At 51.7% G+C, this 17,531-nt stretch carries 13 protein-coding genes; 9 read left to right on the top strand and 4 right to left on the bottom strand.

Annotated elements, in window-relative coordinates; genetic code table 11:
* The first annotated feature begins 29 nt into the window (after positions 1 to 29).
* Positions 30 to 1,409, top strand: a complete 1,380-nt coding sequence (gene glmU, locus LG198_RS09450) for a bifunctional UDP-N-acetylglucosamine diphosphorylase/glucosamine-1-phosphate N-acetyltransferase GlmU (protein WP_268866825.1) — start codon at positions 30 to 32, stop codon at positions 1,407 to 1,409.
* Position 1,410: 1 nt separating this feature from the next.
* The gene (gene glmS, locus LG198_RS09445) at positions 1,411 to 3,243 is read left to right on the top strand and encodes a glutamine--fructose-6-phosphate transaminase (isomerizing) (RefSeq protein WP_230342923.1); all 1,833 of its coding nucleotides are present in this window, start codon (positions 1,411 to 1,413) and stop codon (positions 3,241 to 3,243) included.
* Positions 3,244 to 3,567: 324 nt separating this feature from the next.
* On the opposite strand, the gene LG198_RS09440 is transcribed toward glmS, so the two are convergent.
* Positions 3,568 to 3,816: a hypothetical protein gene (locus LG198_RS09440; RefSeq protein WP_230342922.1), complete on the bottom strand. Its 249-nt coding sequence runs from the start codon at positions 3,814 to 3,816 to the stop codon at positions 3,568 to 3,570.
* 375 nt (positions 3,817 to 4,191) lie between these two features.
* Between LG198_RS09440 and LG198_RS14335 the strand changes: the two genes are divergently transcribed.
* On the top strand, positions 4,192 to 4,323 hold the full coding sequence (locus tag LG198_RS14335; RefSeq protein WP_268866824.1) for a hypothetical protein: 132 nt from the start codon (positions 4,192 to 4,194) through the stop codon (positions 4,321 to 4,323).
* A gap of 92 nt (positions 4,324 to 4,415) precedes the next feature.
* On the opposite strand, the gene LG198_RS09435 is transcribed toward LG198_RS14335, so the two are convergent.
* The 3 genes from LG198_RS09435 to LG198_RS14385 form a co-directional block, all read right to left on the bottom strand.
* Positions 4,416 to 6,527 (bottom strand): putative bifunctional diguanylate cyclase/phosphodiesterase, encoded by a 2,112-nt coding sequence (locus LG198_RS09435; RefSeq protein ID WP_230342921.1) that lies wholly within the window; start codon positions 6,525 to 6,527, stop codon positions 4,416 to 4,418.
* 52 nt (positions 6,528 to 6,579) lie between these two features.
* Entirely contained in the window at positions 6,580 to 6,891 is a 312-nt protein-coding gene (locus LG198_RS09430; RefSeq protein WP_230342920.1) for a BON domain-containing protein, read from the bottom strand.
* 240 nt (positions 6,892 to 7,131) lie between these two features.
* A complete protein-coding gene (locus LG198_RS14385) occupies positions 7,132 to 7,491 on the bottom strand; it encodes a heavy-metal-associated domain-containing protein (RefSeq protein WP_230342919.1) in 360 nt (119 codons plus the stop codon).
* A 496-nt stretch (positions 7,492 to 7,987) separates the two neighbouring features.
* Here LG198_RS14385 and LG198_RS09420 point away from each other — a divergent pair, with 496 nt between their 5' ends.
* The 6 genes from LG198_RS09420 (at position 7,988) to LG198_RS09395 (ending at position 17,148) form a co-directional block, all read left to right on the top strand.
* On the top strand, positions 7,988 to 8,713 hold the full coding sequence (locus LG198_RS09420; protein WP_230342918.1) for a response regulator: 726 nt from the start codon (positions 7,988 to 7,990) through the stop codon (positions 8,711 to 8,713).
* Positions 8,710 to 10,119, top strand: coding sequence for an ATP-binding protein (locus LG198_RS09415; RefSeq protein WP_230342917.1), 1,410 nt, complete (start codon positions 8,710 to 8,712; stop codon positions 10,117 to 10,119). Before LG198_RS09420 ends, LG198_RS09415 begins: the two co-directional genes overlap by 4 nt.
* Before the next feature lie 83 nt (positions 10,120 to 10,202).
* Positions 10,203 to 13,061, top strand: a complete 2,859-nt coding sequence (locus LG198_RS09410; RefSeq protein WP_230342916.1) for a bifunctional diguanylate cyclase/phosphodiesterase — start codon at positions 10,203 to 10,205, stop codon at positions 13,059 to 13,061.
* A gap of 107 nt (positions 13,062 to 13,168) precedes the next feature.
* A complete protein-coding gene (locus LG198_RS09405) occupies positions 13,169 to 13,654 on the top strand; it encodes a sigma-70 family RNA polymerase sigma factor (RefSeq protein ID WP_230342915.1) in 486 nt (161 codons plus the stop codon).
* Entirely contained in the window at positions 13,655 to 14,635 is a 981-nt protein-coding gene (locus tag LG198_RS09400; protein WP_230342914.1) for a FecR domain-containing protein, read from the top strand. It abuts the gene before it with no gap.
* 92 nt (positions 14,636 to 14,727) lie between these two features.
* Positions 14,728 to 17,148 carry a TonB-dependent siderophore receptor gene (locus LG198_RS09395; protein WP_230342913.1) on the top strand — a complete coding sequence of 807 codons (2,421 nt, stop codon included), beginning with the start codon at positions 14,728 to 14,730 and terminating at the stop codon, positions 17,146 to 17,148.
* Positions 17,149 to 17,531: the final 383 nt, after the last annotated feature.

Genomic DNA, 17,531 nt, shown 5'->3' with positions numbered 1-17,531 from the left:
AATTTCAATTGCTTGAACCGGATCAGAACTTGTCTTTTTCATCGCCTTCTTCCAAGCTCAATATCGTTATTCTCGCAGCGGGTAAAGGCACCCGCATGCATTCTAGCAAGCCCAAGGTCCTGCATGCATTGGCAGGGCGGCCTATCCTGCAGCATGTGCTGGAAACCGCCCGCAAACTCAACCCGAGCAAGATCATCGTGATCTATGGTTTTGGCGGCGAAGCGGTGCCACAGGCATTGCCCGAGAGCGACATCACCTGGGTGAAACAGGCTGAGCAACTGGGCACAGGGCATGCCATGCAGCAGGCCCTGCCCTATCTGGAAACTGATGCCAGGACATTGATCCTGCTCGGCGATGTGCCATTGCTGGAACTGGAGAGTTGTGAGCGCTTGCTTGCGGAAAAAGCATCGCTGGCACTGCTGACAGTAGTGAAGCAGAATCCTACCGGATATGGCCGGATCGTGCGGCAGCAGCAGTCAGTCGTAGCGATTGTCGAGCATAAGGATGCGACGGAAACACAGCGTGCAATCCAGGAGGTGAACACAGGCATCATGGCTGCGGAAAACGCTTGGCTCGCGCAGTGGCTTGGCCGCCTGGACAACCGTAATGCGCAGCAGGAATATTATCTCACTGATATTGTGGCGCTGGCAGTGGCAGACGGCCAGGCAGTGGCTGCCACGCAAAGCACAGACGAATGGCAAGTGGCTGGCGTTAATTCCAAGCAAGACCTGGCGGCATTGGAGCGTGTGTACCAGCATCGGTATGCAGCGCGGTTGCTCGCCCAGGGGGTGACTCTGGCTGATCCGGCCCGTATTGACGTGCGTGGCTTGCTCAAGGTGGGACGCGACGTGGAAATTGATGTGGGTTGCGTCTTCGAGGGCGAAGTGGTGATTGCAGACAATGTGCGCATCGGGCCTTATTGCGTGATCCGTGATGCCAGCATTGGTGCTGGTACTACCTTGGCTGCATATACGCACATCGACGCTGCCAGCGTGGCCGAAGACTGCCGCATCGGGCCTTATGCACGGTTGCGTCCTGGAACGGTGTTGGCTGGTCATGCGCATATCGGCAATTTCGTCGAGCTCAAGAACGCACAGGTGGATACCGGCAGCAAGATCAACCATCTCAGCTATGTCGGCGATGCCACGGTAGGCAAAGAAGTGAATATCGGTGCAGGCACCATTACCTGCAATTATGATGGTGTAAACAAATCACGCACGGTGATTGAGGACCGCGCCTTTATCGGCTCGGACACTCAGCTTGTCGCCCCTGTGACGGTCAAGGCAGGCGCAACAATCGCAGCGGGTTCGACCATTACCCAGGATGCGCCTGCCGATAGGCTGACCATGTCGAGAGTCAGGCAATTCACCATAGAAAACTGGAAGCGCCCCGAGAAAGTGAAGAAATAGCATGTGTGGCATCGTAGGCGCAGTAGGCGCACGTAATATCGTACCAATCCTGATTGAAGGCCTGAGCCGTCTTGAATACCGTGGCTACGATTCGGCCGGGGTTGCCGTGTTGAGCAAGGGTGGCATCCGCCGCGTGCGCGCCGTGGGGCGAGTGGCAGAGATGCAGGGCAAGGCGCAGTCCGAAGGGCTGACCGGCGTGGTCGGTATCGGGCATACGCGTTGGGCGACGCATGGAGGAGTGACCGAATCCAATGCGCACCCGCATATTTCCCGCGGCGAAATTGCCGTGGTGCATAACGGCATCATCGAGAACCATGACGAACAACGCCAGCGCCTGCAGGGGTTGGGCTATGAATTCGAGTCACAAACCGATACCGAAGTCATCGCGCACCTGATCCATCATTACCTTGCACAAGGTCATGAATTGCTGGCTGCAGTAACGCATGCCGTACGCGAGCTTACCGGCGCGTTTGCGATCAGCGTGGTTTCCATTCACTATCCAGACCAGATGATTTGCGCGCGTCAGGGATGCCCGCTGTTGATCGGCCTGGGCGAGCGCGAGAACTTCATTGCGTCGGATGTCTCTGCCGTGCTATCCGTGACTCGCAACGTGATCTATCTCGAGGACGGCGATGTGGCTGAGATTACCAAGGACGGCATACAGATATTCGATGCGGCAGACCAAAGCGTCGAGCGTGTCGTGCATCGCAGCGACCTCTCGCTTGCCTCTCTGGAATTGGGTCCTTATTCCCATTTCATGCAAAAGGAAATCTATGAGCAGCCACGTGCGTTGACCGACACGCTGGAAGCGATCATTGATGACAATGCATTCACCTCAGCCTTGTTTGGCGCAGATGCGGAAACGGTATTCAGCGAAGTGGATAGCGTCCTCATTCTTGCCGCTGGCACCAGTTATTACGCTGGTCTTACGGCCAAATACTGGCTGGAAAGCATTGCGCAGTTGCCGACCTCGGTGGAGATTGCCAGCGAATATCGCTACCGCAAATCCGTCCCCAATCCTAGGCAGTTGATCGTCACCATTTCGCAATCAGGCGAAACCCTGGATACCATGGAGGCACTCAAGCATGCCAAGTCCCTGGGACAGCATTTGACCCTGGCCATCTGCAACGTGCAGGAAAGTGCCATTCCGCGTGCATCACGCCTGGTGCTATACACTCGTGCCGGCGCCGAAATCGGCGTGGCCTCCACCAAGGCATTTACCACCCAGTTGGTTGCCCTGTTCACCCTGGCGGCGACATTTGCCAAGCAGCGTGGTCTATTGAGTCCGGAACAGGAGCAGGCCTATATCGATGAATTGCGCCGTTTGCCGGGCAGTGTGCAATATGCGCTCAACCTGGAGCCGCAAATCCGCGAATGGGCCAAGGCCTTCAGCAACAAGTTCCATGCTTTGTTTCTTGGGCGCGGCATGCACTACCCGATTGCCCTTGAAGGCGCGCTCAAGCTCAAGGAGATTTCCTACATCCACGCTGAGGCCTACCCTGCCGGTGAGCTCAAGCATGGCCCGCTCGCATTGGTGGATAAGAATATGCCTGTGGTGGTGATTGCGCCCAACGATGCTTTGCTGGAAAAAGTGAAATCCAACATGCAGGAGGTCAGTGCGCGTGGCGGCGAGCTATTTGTCTTTGCTGATGCTGACAGCAATTTCACTGCCAGTGAAGGTGTGCATGTGATCCGTACGCCGCGTCACGTAGGCGTACTCTCCCCAATTTTGCATACAATACCTGTACAGCTGCTGGCTTATCACGCAGCGCTGTTGAAAGGTACGGATGTGGATAAACCTCGTAACTTGGCGAAATCCGTGACGGTAGAGTAATGATCCAATCTTTGTTCAAGTGCAAATAGGAGAGTAATAAAGATTCATACTGAGTATTAAGGTACCATACTAAAATGGCAGCAATCACATCGGTACGCTGTCATTTCTAAATCAAAAATGCCCCAAACCAATTTAGAGCTTAAAAGTTGAGACAACATTTTGTGTCTTGATTGACCTGTTTTATCTAATGACTAACATTAACTTGGTCTAGAAAAAGTATGCTTGGGTAAAGCAGAAGCATTATCTATTTTATCGGACAAGCCTCTTAACAGTGTGAGTACACTATTTGAAATCGCTAAACATTGATCGTATCAATAAAGCCCGTCAGTCGAGAAACCAGTTAGTAGCATAAATCACTAGAAGCGCTAGAAGAACTAGAAGAACTGGGAGGGCTAGCATCATTGCCAACTTTTTCATGAAGCTTGGTTTATCAAATACCACGCCTTCTGCTTCCCTCACCCTCCTCTCTTCATCAAAATGCCATTTAATAGCAAAATAGGCTCCAATACCTAATACAATAAGCTTAAAAGCTCCAGCAAAGTATGGAAACAAGTTAGCCCAACTGCCGTTCATTATCTATCTCCATCAAATTCAATATCGATTTTGCGGCAGCATAATCAAAGGTTCATGTTTAGTGCGCACCCAAAGTCAGGCGTTCTAGCTAGCGCAATTCTACTGCTCGCGCTAGCTGTCCACAACTCTCTTTGCAATACCTGTAGTTATGGTGGTTTGCTAATAAATTAGCAAAAGCACTGGCACATTTATGTCCAAAACTGAGTTACAACCAGTATGCTACTTTAATACTCAGTTGTAGCTCGATTCAAACTTGGTAGTAGCAATTAGTATGAATCTTTATTTCTGATCGTGTTTAATTTAAAACGGTGCGAACGGGGTTACTTGCTTGTTTGGTATGAAACTTTATTCCTCTCCTACATGCAGAGACATAACATGAGTGATCAAAATCACATCCTGGTGGTGGATGACGACCACGAAATCCGTGAGCTTCTAACTGATTATCTGCGTGATGCAGGTTTTGAGTATTTGAGGCGAGTAATGGTCGCGAAATGTGGCGGGTGGTGAACAAAGAGCAGGTAGACCTCATCGTGCTGGTTTGATGTTGCCGGAAGAATTGTCTGCCGGGCTTTAGGCCCAGGCCTGAATGCCATGGGTGGTCAACAGACCGGCGCATTCGAAATCAATGAATCATGGGTGTCGGATGCAAGAAGGCTGGCAAATTGCTCCGCGCAGACTGGCCGGCTAAATATATACCCTTGCCCTTCTTCACAATTTTTATTCCGCAGGAAGGCCAGTTGCTCTTCTTCCTCGATCCCTTCAGCGATGACTTTCAATTTGAGGCTGTTACCCATTGCGATCACGGCACTGACAATAATTCCCTCATGTTCATGATCCTTGATCTCTTTTACGAAACTTTGATCAATTTTGAGGACATCAATCGGAAATTGGGTCAGGTAACTCAAGCTTGAATAGCCAGTACCAAAGTCATCCACTGCGAGCTGCACACCCATATCTTTTATTACCTTAAGAATATCGTTGCTTGCCGCTGCGTCGCGCATCAGCACGGTTTCAGTAATTTCAAGCTGCAAGCATTTAGGATCCAGGCCTGTTTCGGCAAGAATATTGCGTACGCTTTCAACAAAATCCCTATGCCGGAACTCTACCGCCGAGATATTCACTGCTACCGACCCTGGATGCAGATCTGCCGCTTGCCACTTTTTGAGTTGCCGGCAGGCTTCATGCAGAATCCAGCGTCCTATCGGCACAATCAAGCCGCTATCCTCAGCGATGTTGATAAACCGGTCCGGCATTAATAGGCCCCGCTCCGGATGCATCCAGCGAATCAAGGCCTCAGAACCGGTAATCTTGCCATTCTTGAGATTGACCTTGGGCTGGTAATGGACGAGGAACTCCTCAAGTTCCAGCGCTTGCCGTAGACTTGCATTGATCACCTGCCGCTCAACGGCACGCACGTTCATTTCATTTTTGAAAAATTGATAGTTGTTACGGCCTTTTTCCTTGGCGTGATACATGGCAGTATCGGCGTTTCTGATCAGGCTATCCGCATCTATCCCATCTTCTGGGTAAACACTGATCCCTATGCTGGTCGTCACATATAACTGCTGTTTCGCCACGATATGGGGTGCCGAGATGGCTTGCAGTATCTTGTCGGATGTCAATGCAAGATCGCTCGCATGGTTATCGTACATCACTAAAATGACGAATTCGTCACCTCCCTGTCTGCTTACCGTATCCGAATTCCGTACACAGCTGCAAAGGGAGTGAGCTATGGATTTAAGCAATTGATCACCTGCCTCGTGACCGAGAGAGTCATTGATATGCTTGAAATTGTCGAGATCCAGGAACAGCACGCCGAGATGCTTGCGATGGCGTTTTACATAGGCTATTGCCTGGCTGATCCGGTCATTCAGCAGCAATCTGTTGGGCAGGTTGGTCAGGAAATCGTGTTGGGCCAAATGCTCCATTTTCTTGGCAATCAGGTGTTCAGCCGTTGTATCGTGAAAAACGATCACAGCCCCTTTTATTTTTCCCTTTGAGTCATGGATGGGGGCGGCCGAGTCTTCAATCTCGACTTCTCCCCCATCACGCTGGATCAGAATGGTGCCTGGTGTGAGTATGGTAGGTGTGTCGAACTTGAGGACATGAATAACGGGGTTAGGTTTTTCATGGCGCGTGGCGCCATCCACAAGCTGCATGATTTCAGTAATGGCATGGCCCTGAGCATCTGTTCTTGGCCATCCCGTCAGCCGCTCTGCCGCTATATTCAGGTAGTCGACATTTCCTGCCATGTCCGTACCAATCACGGCGTCACTGATGGAATTAAGCGTGATTTCAGCGCGTGCCTTTTCAAAAAAGGCGGCTTCTTCTACGGCCTTGCGCTGGATGATATTGCGTAGCAATTGAGGGACAAAATAGTTGCCAAAAAAACCTTTGGCAAGATAACTTTGCGCGCCATGCTGCACGGCTTCAGCCGCTAGAGCTTCATCATCTGAAGCGCATAAAACAATGATCGGTGTTTGCGGCGCAAGCTCAAATAGCTTGTCAAAAGTCTCTATGCCATCGCTATCAGGCAAATGCATATCCACCAGGATCGCATCGACGCCATGGCTTTGGATATCACTGACAGCTTGCGAGAGGGAGCCCACACATTTAAAGATGAATGCATCATCTTCGGCCTTGCCGAGTGCATGCTTGAGTACGGTGACGTCTTCCTGGCAAGCAGAAATGATGAGAACACGATTATTCATGTAGATTATCGTGTTCTCAATTGATATTAATGCCTAATACGCCATTCAATCTTTACTTGAGGCGTATATCATTTTTGACGGATTTGACGCCGCCTATGGTTTTGACTACTTCCACTGCTTTATTCGCACTCTCTTTTGAACTTACAAAGCCGCTTAACTGCACTACGCCTTTGAAGGTTTCTACGTTGATTTCAGCAGACTTCAAAGTTGGCTCGTTAAAAATGGCCGCTTTCGCTTTTGTCGTGATGACAGAATCATCGATATAACCGCCAGTGCCTTCCTTTTTAGCGGTGGCAGCACAGCCTGCAAGAGTGAGTACTACCGCGGCGATCAAAACCAGATAAAGGCTATTAAGTTTTTTCATGTTGACATGCTCCAGTTAGGTTCAATATTGACTATAAAGGTTGCCAAACAAGGTTTAGCTTGATCCCACTAGCCATCAGTGCTGTCAGCCTACAGCTAGGCAAGATAAATCTCTGTTCGATAACACACTTAGGTGACTATTAATTGATCTGCTTTCTGGAGAAGAAAAAAAAGTGGCCTCAAGAGAGGAAGGAAAGGAAGACGTCAGGCATGTTGGGGGAAACCCCCTTAGTCAGTCTTTTTAAAAACGCTGCACACCAAAACCGACATGGGTGACTGCCGACACCAACTGCTCTGCTGAAGTCTGGTGTTCATCATACTGAACCGTGGCTTGGGCTTCCTCCAACAGTACTTCGACATCGTTGACGCCGCTAACTGCTTGCAAGGCCCCCTTTACGGTATTGGCACAGGCACCGCAAGTCATGCCGCTGATATGGAAATGCGTGGTTTGCATGATGGCTCCTTTGCTGAAATTGCAATCAAACAGCGACAGCTTGCAGGCAAGTGTCCAGGCACTGTTGGCAAGCCTGGGCAGACTGCTGACAGTGATTAGGCTGATGACCTGCGCATTCTTCACCGCAGGCACGGCAGATTTCCACACAGTCCTCTATCACCAAGTCGGAGAATTCGCTGCCCCGTTGTACAAAACCCACTGCCAGGCGGCAGAACTCTGCACAATCAATATTCAATTTGATACAGCGCTGCATGTGCAGAGGAGAGCCTTCGCTTCTGCAAGCAGCGGCACAGTGCTCACAGGCTGCAATACAGGCTTTCAATGCTTCTATGCAAGGCTGGTAGTCATTCTGCATCGGTTTGTCCTTTAGAAGACTGTGGCGAACGCATATTGTGGGTCCGGAACTGTCTTCGCCTTATACAAGGACGTCCTATGTGCTTGTCAGAATAGCTTAATGGCAAGTTCTTCATGGCAACGTGGATTTCAAGCTGAAGGCTATAGAATAGCGGCATATCGCCAAGTTCACTTAAGGGCAGGTTTGCTCGTTCATGAAATTGCAGCCGTACCGACTAAGCTAATATGATTAAGAGCCGATACTTGGAGTGCTTTATAATGCCTGTGCCTTCATTCATTTAATAACTATATGAATAATCAAGATCATATCCTCGTCGTTGATGATGATCACGAAATCCGCGAATTGCTGACGGATTATCTGCGCGATTCCGGTTTCACTGTTTCTGAAGCAGCCAATGGGCGCGAAATGTGGCGTCTGGTCAATAAAGAACAGATAAACCTCATCGTGCTGGATTTGATGCTGCCGGAAGAGGATGGCCTGAGCCTCTGTCGGGAGCTACGGGCACAACAGAACGATACGCCGGTGATCATGTTGACTGCCAAGGGTACCCTGATAGACCGTATTGTGGGCTTGGAAGTAGGAGCGGATGATTATCTGCCCAAGCCTTTTGATCCGCGTGAACTACTGGCCAGAATCAAGGTGATCCTGCGCCGCACGCGCTCCATTACCGAGAAAACTGCCGTTGATGAATATGCCTATATCAGCTTTGAAGGCTGGCGGTTGGATACGCATGCGCGGCAGATGTTTTCGCCTGATGGTGTGATTGTTTCACTCGGCAGTTCGGATTACATGGTGTTGCGGGTTTTGCTTGAACATCCAAACCGTCCCTTGAGCCGGGAGTTCTTGATTGAGCATGTCTATGGCAAGGACAGCCATGCCATTGATCGTTCGATTGATGTGTGTATTAGCCGCCTGCGACATCACCTGGAAGTGGATTCACGCAATCCTGCCATTATTCGCACCGTGCGCAATGCGGGTTATATGCTGGCCAGCCGGGTCACCCACGAAAAATGAAATGGAAGTGGCTATGGCCGGCTTCACTGTTTGGCCGCCTGGTGATTGTGTTGGTAGCAGGCACGATGACAGCGCAGGTGCTGACAGGCTTTGTCTGGTATGACATGAATTATGGCAAGGCCCTGGAGATTCCCACGCGGGTTTTGGCGGCCAAGCTTTCCGACAGCATCAGCCTGATAGAAATCAGCAAGGTCGATGATGAGCATTTGCTGATCAACAAGCTCAGCAACTCGATGTATCGCTTGTCCCCGGTGAATGCGCCGCCACGGTTAAAGACCCTCAACACCCGTGATCGCGCTGTGGAGCTTTTGTTCAAGCATGTGTTTGAGCAGGAGTTTGGCCGGCTGCTGCCGATACGCATGGCCGACATCGAGCTGCATGATGAGCATGGCCGGGAGGCTGGCTGGCTGGATCTGTTCGAATCGCATTATCCTTCTGCGCATTTCATCCTGTATGTGCAGCTTGACAGCGGGCAATGGCTCAAGCTGGATGCCCATGAAGGCCAGGCCGGGATGAGCATGGCGCCGATCATGGACCTGTTCGATTACCTGTTCCGCATCTACTTTATCCGTATCATTGTGATTATCGGCATTGCCCTGTTTGCCGTGCGGCAGATCATGCGGCCGCTCAACCAGCTGGCGATTGCCGCGGAGCGGCTGGGCCGCAATATTTACAGCCCTCCCGTGGATGTGGATGGCCCGACCGAAGTCCGGCGTTCTGCCAAAGCCTTCAATCTGATGCAGCAACGCCTGATTGATACGGTGACAGAAAAAACCCGTTTTCTTGCTGCGATTTCACATGACCTGCGCTCTCCCATCACGCGGCTGCGCTTGCGTACGGAGCAGATAGACAAACCCGCATTGCGCGACAAGTTCCGCCGTGACCTGGAGGATATGGAAACCCTGATTTCTTCCACAGTGGATTTCATGCGCGGTGTGGAAGTGCATGAGAACCGCCATCCGATCAACATCAATGCCATGCTGCAGAGTTTGCAGGTGGATGCGCAGGAAACCGGCGCAGAGGTTTCCCTCTATGGCACAGCAGCGCCGATTGATGGCTACGCCATCAGCTTGAAACGTTGCCTGCAGAACCTGTTGGAAAACGCGATCCGCTACGGAAAATCTGCGCACATCGAGGTGATGGATAGCCCAAGCCGGTTGCGTATTGCCATACGCGACCATGGCCCTGGAATTCCTGAAAATTTGCTCAAACAAGTGTTCGAGCCGTTTTATCGTGTGGAAAGTTCGCGCAATGCCGCTACAGGCGGCTCTGGCCTGGGGCTGAGCATTGCCAAAACTATTGTTGAAGCGCATGATGGACAAATTCATCTGCGCAATTTGGCTGCTGGCGGCCTTGAAGTGCTGATCGATTTGCCAAGGCGGCTGCCTGAACCCGCTGCCGAATAAAAAATATGCGGAGTTGGGTTCGTGATGATCCCTATCTCGTTTAACCCGTTGAGATTAATAGTACATAGTTTTCGGTGAAAAGAATGAGCAGTGCAAATATCTCTGGCCAGGGTTTGAACGATACCATGCAGCTCGATATATTGAGCTTTGCTATCAATCGGATCCAGGAGGCTATCTTCATCTGCGATGCCGAGGCCAGGATATGCCTGGTTAACCTGGCGGGCTGTGAGCAGCTGGGTTATAGCGAAGCCGAGTTGCTGCAAATGTCGGCTAATGAGATTCTATCCGGGCTGGATGTGGTCAATTGGCAGGCATATTGGCAAACGTTGCAACAACAGCAAGCCATTACCCGGGAAACCCAACTGCGTACCAAAGCGGGTGCCATCGTTCCGGTGGAAATCCGCGCCAATTATTTTCTGGAAGCAGGTAAGCAAGCCTATTGCGTACTGGTGGCGCGGAACATTACATCACGCCTGAACATGCTGGAGAAACTGCGGGAGCAGGAGTTGCAATATCGCCAGGTGGTGATGAATTCACCGGATATTTTCATTCGCTACGATCATGATTGCCGCCGCATTTTTCTCAGTGATGGCTATGAAAGTGTGTTTGGTATTCCTGTAGAGAAAGCCTTTGGCAGAAGGCCCACGGAAATCTGGGGCACACCTGCGATGCAACCGGAACAATATGAGGCACGGCTGCGTGAGGTGATGACTTCGGGCGTGGCCCAGGAAATTGAACTGGACTGGATGGACGGCAATCAATACGTCTGCCAATTCCTGCATGCGGTCCCGGAGCGTAATGTGAAGGGCAAGATTACCGGTGTTCTGATCATTGCACGTGATATTTCCCACATTCGCCGCGTCGAGCGCGAATTGAGGAAGCGGGAGCAATACCAAAGTGCGCTGATTGAGAATTTTCCTTTTGTTGTCTGGATCAAGGATCTCAACAGCAAGTTGCTAGCTGCCAATAGTGCCTATGCACGGTTTGCCAAAGTGGCATCGCAAGCAGAGCTTGAGGGAAAGACGGATTTTGACTTGTTTCCGTACGCACATGCAAAGGCCTATGTCGATGGCGACAAGCGCGTATTGGAAAGTGGCCTGCCTTTTTCCTCCATAGAACCTTTTGAAGCCTTGGATGGTGGGCGCGGCTGGATGGAAGCTTACAAATCCCCCATGGTGCTGGATGGAAAGCTGGTCGGCACGGTGGGATTTTTCCGCGATATTACTGCCATCAAGCAAAACGAGGAAAAGCTGATCCAGCGCGAGCGCGAGCTACAGTCCCTTATTGATAACACCCCGGATACCATCATCCGCTACGACCTCAATGCACGCAGGCTGTATATCAATACGCCCAGGCTGAAGCGTGTCGGGATTGCAGCGGATAAGCTCATTGGCAGTACACCCACCGAATATCCTGGTGGAGATGCCTATGTTAAGTACGAGGAAAAGATCAAGGGCGTCATCAAGAGTGCTACGCCGGATTTTCTCGAACTGCATGGCAAGGGCGAGGATGACAGTACCTGGTTTATCCATGTGCGGATCGTGCCGGAGTTTGGTGATAATGGTGCAGTCGTTGGCGTGCTTGCGGTTGAGCGTGATATCACAGAATTGATGGAGTATCGCGAGCGTATTCATTACCTTGCCTATTACGATGCGCTGACTGGCTTGCCCAACCGCACACTGTTTGCCGATCGTGTCAACCAGGTGTTGGCGGATGCAAGCTGGCATGAGCAGCGCTTTGGTCTCATGATGTTGGATCTTGACCGTTTCAAGGAGGTCAATGACAGTCTGGGACACCAGGCTGGCGATGACTTGCTGGTGGCAGTCGCTCAGCGGCTTAATGCCTCGGTACGCAGCTATGACACCATTGCCCGCCTGAGCGGGGATGAGTTCGCCATTCTATTGCCGGATCTGCGCAATCCGGATGACCTGGCGACCATCGCCAGAAAAATCAATGATGAAATTGCCAAGCCGTTCCAGATACAGAACAAGGAACTGTTCATCTCCACCAGTATCGGTATCGCGATTTATCCGAATGATGGCGACGACAGGGCCACGCTATTCAAGAGCGCTGATGTGGCGATGTACCATGCCAAGAGCTATGGCCGCAACAATTACCAGTTTTATTCCCAGGAGCTGGGCTCCAAGGCATCGGAATACATCATGCTGGGCGCTTCCATCCGGCAGGCGCTCAAGAATTCGGAATTCGAGTTGTGCTATCAACCCCAGATTGATCTCATGAGTGGCCGGATCGTAGGGGCTGAAGCCCTGTTGCGCTGGCGTAACCCGCAACTGGGAGTGGTGATGCCGGACCGCTTCATCAAGGTGGCGGAAGAAAGTGGCCTGATCGTCGAAATTGGCGAATGGGTATTGCGCGAGGCATGCAATGCCGTGGTTTGCCTGAATCATGACCGTTCACCTGAGCTCTCGCTCAGCATGGCGGTCAATCTTTCGTCCCGGCAGTTCCTCTATAACGACTTGCTGACTTCCGTGAAAGAAATCCTGGCCGAAACCGGTTGCAAGCCGGAATGGCTGAAGCTGGAAATCACGGAAAGCCTGTTGCTGGAAGATAGCCAGGAAATCATCACAACGCTGAGCATGTTCAAGGAAATGGGCATTACCATTTCCATTGATGATTTCTGTACCGGCTACTCTGCCATGAGCTATCTTGGCCAGTTCCCGATCAGCCAGGTCAAGATAGACCGTTCCTTTGTACGTGACATTGCAGCCAAGCAGGACAAGCTGGAGCTGATTACCGCCATTATCCGCATTGCACATGCCCTGCGCCTGGAACTCGTGGCCGAGGGCGTGGAAAGCAAGCAGCAGGCCAATCTGCTAAAGATACAAGGCTGTACGATTGCCCAAGGTTATTTTTTCGGCAAACCGATGCGCTTGCGGCATCTGAAGCTGATCATTGCTGACGGCGAAGACCTGATGCAATAAACGTTAGAGCCTGTTCCCGCTATAGATTTTGCAGTTATACAGCACTACCTATATAATGAGATTTATTCTCATTTATTGTGGATTCTGCGAAAGCATCCCCTCCTATCTTGAGTACCTTCAAGACCTTATATACCAATCACCATAGCTGGCTTAATAACTGGTTGCGCAAAAAAATGGGCAACCAGTTCGATGCAGCAGATCTGACGCAAGATACCTTCATGCGCGTTTTGCTGAGCGAGGGTGCCGGCAACCTTCACGAGCCCCGTGCCTTTCTCACTACGGTTGCGACCGGCCTGCTCTCCAATTTCTACCGCCGCAAGAGGCTTGAGCAAGCGTATCTTGAGGCCTTGCTTCATCTACCGGTGCACGAAGTGCCCTCACCGGAAACAAAAGCCATCATGTTGGAAACCTTGGTCGAAATTGACGGTCTTCTTGATGGCTTGCCGCACAAGGTGCGCAAGGCATTCCTGCTTTCCCAGTTGGATGGGATGAGCCAGGCCGAAATTGCCAGTGAGCTGGAGGTATCAGTATCGACGGTCAAGCGCTACATTGTGCGAGCAGTGCAGCAATGTTGTTTTGGAGGAGCGGAATAAATGGGGGCCAAGTCGGAGAAAGCCATTTCTCCTAAAGTTAGCCGTGCTGCGGCTGAATGGCTGGTGGAGTTGCAATCCGGCCAAGTTAACGCGGATGTGCATGAGCGGTGGCAAGCCTGGCGCGCCGCGCATCCTGATCATGAGCGGGCATGGCAGCATATCGAGATGCTGGGCGAAAAGCTCGGGGGCTTATCCTCTTCGCTCGCGCATGCAACGCTGGCGCCGCGAGGCTCGCTCAAGCGCCGGCGCGCTATCAAGACCCTGGCGATGCTGCTGTTTGCCGGAGGCAGCGCCTGGGCGGTGCAGGACAAGGCGCCTTGGTGGCAGCTCAGTGCCGATTACAGCACTGGCGTGGGTGAACAGCGCCGTGTTGTGCTTGAGGACGGGACCACGGTAGAGCTCAATTCCTCCAGTGCCATCAATGTGGCGTATACCTCACAGCAACGCATTGTCATGCTGCTGCGTGGCGAGATCCATGTCACGACAGCGCATGAGTCTTCACAATCTCGCCCATTCCTAGTGGCGAGCGACCAAGGTAGCATGCTGGCCTTGGGCACCGAATTTGCCGTGCGTCAACTGGCGAATGATAAAGATGGGCCGATCAAGATCGGCGTTTGGCAAGGCGCAGTAGAAGTCTCGCCTAGCGAAATGGCGGCACGTGTGCGCTTGCAGGCAGGAGAGCAGCTATCTTTTACCAAGCACATGATGACGCCGGTGGAGCCTGTCAGCCGGCATGACACCGCTTGGCTGCAACGCATGCTGGTGGCAGACGAAATGCCGCTGGGTGAGTTTCTGGCCGAACTTGCCCGTTATCGCAAAGGCAGCCTGGGATGTGATGACAGCATCAAGCACCTAAAGGTCAGCGGTACCTATCCCTTAGACGATACCGATAAAGTGATTGATATGCTGCAACAGGGCTTGCAGCTGGAAGTCCGCATGCTGACGCGCTATTGGGTGCGCCTGATGCCTGCATCCACATAATTGCCTGACCATACGCTGAGCTGTTTTTGATTTTGGCGTGGCATGGGAAATAGGGGGACCTATTTTCAACCGCTACACTAAGGGAAAAATCAATGCAGTATCAGCAGCCAATACAACAGCGACCGCACTTAAGATTGACGCGGCTTGCCGTTGCCCATGCCTTTTCTACACTTTTGATCATCAGTGCGCCAGTGCTGGCAACCAGCACAGCAATGGCAGAAGTGGTTACCAGGCAATACCAGATTCCTGCCGGCTCACTCAAAGATGCGCTTGCCCAGTTTGGGCGCGAGGCCCAGGTCATGTTGTCCTATAACAGCGAGCTTGTTAGCGGATTGCAGAGTCGCGGGCTTAATAGCAATGTTTCTGTTCATGATGGGTTGGAACTATTGCTACTTGGTACTGACCTCGAAGCTGTAAAACAGGAAAACGGCGGTTATCTGCTACGCAAGGCAACTAGACCCGCGGCAGGAAGCGCCGCGTCCACGCTGGAAGAAGTACGCGTGAGCGCAAGCAAAGACCCCACCACGGAAAACACAGGTTCTTATACCACTAGCTCTACAGGTGCTTCTGCTAAATTACCCATGTCCTTGCGTCACACGCCGCAATCCGTCAGTGTGATCACGCGCCAACGCATGGAAGACCAGAACCTGACCCAATTACAGGAAGTGCTGGAGCAGACGGTGGGGATCAGTGTCGTACAGAGCGGTTATGTCGGTGCGAACTGGAATACATTCCAATCGCGCGGGTTCAATATCAACAATTACCTGGTCGATGGTTTGCCGCTGGGTAGTGGTTTCCAGCAGATGACGAATGACATGGCCTTCTACGACAGGGTAGAGGTTTTGCGTGGTTCCTCGGGATTGATGGTCGGTATCGGGGCGCCGGGTGGCAGCATCAACTATATCCGCAAAAAACCGACCAGGGAATTCCAGGCGTCCGTTACCGGACAATTTGGCTCATGGGACAATTATCGAGGCATGGTCGATATCTCCACGCCGCTCAATGTGGATGGCAGCGTGCGTGGCCGCATTGTGGCAGTCAAGCAGGATAGCGGCTCGCATCTGGACCGCTACGGCCTTGAGCGTGACATGCTTTACGGTATTCTCGAAGCAGACGTGACGCCTTCGACCCTGTTTACTGCCGGTCTGGAATACCAGAATCACGAAACACATGATTCTCCCGAGGCTGGCTTGCCGTTGTTCTATAGTGACGGTAGCCATACCAACTGGAAGCGTTCCAAAAATCCGGGTGCACGCTGGGCTTCCAGCGAGAATGAAAAGCTTGCTTTCTTTACTTCGCTGGAACATTTCTTTGACAACGATTGGCGAGCCAAGGTGCAGTTCAACCATATTCGTCACAGTTATGACAGCGTGATTGGTTCTGGCGGTTCGGGCAGCCTGGACAAGGAGACCGGTAATGGCGTGACATTGTGGGGCGGTCGTTGGAAGGCTGATCCAATAAAGCAGAATGCCCTGGATGTTTATGCCACTGGGCCGTTTACCCTGGGCGGACGTCAGCACGAGCTGGTGTTTGGCCTGAACTATTCCCATACCGAGCAAGACAATGACCCGTCGTATTCGCTTTGGCATTATATTTCGGTGCCGAATTATGGCAATTGGGATGGTAATGTGACACAGCCCGACATGTCGCCAATCGGGCGGTATTCTGAACGTGCACGTCAGTTTGGTGGTTATCTGACAGCACGTTTCCGGCCGACAGATCAATTGTCGATCCTAGCTGGTGCCAGAGTCATCCATTGGCACCATGCGACTGAGAACCGATCTGAAACCGGGGTGCTCACACCTTATATTGCAACAACCTATGACCTGACCGATACGGCTTCACTGTATGCGAGCTATACCAAGATTTTCAATCCGCAAAGCCGATTGGATCGCAATGGCCGCTATCTCGACCCCGAAGAAGGCAACAGCTATGAGGCGGGGGTGAAGCATGCCTTTTATGGTGACCGCCTCAATACCAGCTTGGCTGTATTCCGGGTCGAGCAGGATAATCTCGCAGTGCAGGACGGCGGCTTCCTGGCCCCGAACGGAGGAGTGGCCTATCGTGCCGAGCAAGGCACAGTCAGCAAGGGCTTCGAAGCTGAGGCCAGCGGTGAGTTGGCTCCTGGCTGGCAAGTCAGCGGCGGCTATACCTTCCGTATTTCCCAGAATGCTGAAGACAACAAGGTGCAGACAGTCACGCCGCAAAACTTGTTCAAGCTGTTCACTACCTATACCTTGCCCGGCGCTTGGAACAAACTTACCGTCGGCGGAGGCGCAAACTGGCAGAGCCGCATCTATACCAATGATACCGGGCCAAATGATGAACGCTTCACTCAGGGCAGCTACGCCGTGGTTAACCTCATGGCGCGCTATCAGGTCGATGAGCGTTTCTCCGCAGCATTGAATGTGAATAACTTGTTCGACAAAGTGTATTACACCAATACAGCAGCAGGAATGGGCTTCTATGGCACGCCGCGTAATGCCATGTTGACGTTAAAGTATCAGTTCTAGTGACACAAAACAGGCGTAGCCTTATTTAAGCTGCTCCTGTTGTTCCATGCACATTATTGGTGCCGGGATTGATCATAGAGCAATCCCGGCACCCATCAGAAGAATCTCTCCAATATATTGTTTTGTCAGAAACTTCATATCCCATCTCGGGAATTTATCATTCAGTTTCATGTTCTATAGTCTTTACAGGAAAGTGATTGGGGCCAGGGCAAGGTAGTGCCTGTTTTCAATATTTTGTTCAGATATTGCCATAGCGCTCAGTCAAAAATGCACAAAAATTGTGCCTAAACAATGCGTACGCACATTATTGGTGCTTTGTATTGGTGCACATAAAGATTGAAGTGTGATCGAGGGTGGGGATTTTTGTTGGTAATCCCTTGTTT

Source organism: Methylobacillus arboreus, assembly GCF_020532725.1.
Taxonomy (GTDB): domain Bacteria; phylum Pseudomonadota; class Gammaproteobacteria; order Burkholderiales; family Methylophilaceae; genus Methylobacillus; species Methylobacillus arboreus.
The sequence above is the reverse complement of the archived record's forward strand: the minus strand, read 5'-3'. Positions and strand labels throughout refer to the sequence as shown.

Excerpts from the sequence above, each read along its gene's own strand:
- glmS (WP_230342923.1), top strand. The coding sequence starts at position 1,411 with ATGTGTGGCATCGTAGGCGCAGTAGGCGCACGTAATATCGTACCAATC.
- LG198_RS09440 (WP_230342922.1), bottom strand. The coding sequence starts at position 3,816 with ATGAACGGCAGTTGGGCTAACTTGTTTCCATACTTTGCTGGAGCTTTT.
- LG198_RS14335 (WP_268866824.1), top strand. The coding sequence starts at position 4,192 with ATGAGTGATCAAAATCACATCCTGGTGGTGGATGACGACCACGAAATC.
- LG198_RS09435 (WP_230342921.1), bottom strand. The coding sequence starts at position 6,527 with ATGAATAATCGTGTTCTCATCATTTCTGCTTGCCAGGAAGACGTCACC.
- LG198_RS09430 (WP_230342920.1), bottom strand. The coding sequence starts at position 6,891 with ATGAAAAAACTTAATAGCCTTTATCTGGTTTTGATCGCCGCGGTAGTA.
- LG198_RS09420 (WP_230342918.1), top strand. The coding sequence starts at position 7,988 with ATGAATAATCAAGATCATATCCTCGTCGTTGATGATGATCACGAAATC.
- LG198_RS09415 (WP_230342917.1), top strand. The coding sequence starts at position 8,710 with ATGAAATGGAAGTGGCTATGGCCGGCTTCACTGTTTGGCCGCCTGGTG.
- LG198_RS09410 (WP_230342916.1), top strand. The coding sequence starts at position 10,203 with ATGAGCAGTGCAAATATCTCTGGCCAGGGTTTGAACGATACCATGCAG.
- LG198_RS09400 (WP_230342914.1), top strand. The coding sequence starts at position 13,655 with ATGGGGGCCAAGTCGGAGAAAGCCATTTCTCCTAAAGTTAGCCGTGCT.
- LG198_RS09395 (WP_230342913.1), top strand. The coding sequence starts at position 14,728 with ATGCAGTATCAGCAGCCAATACAACAGCGACCGCACTTAAGATTGACG.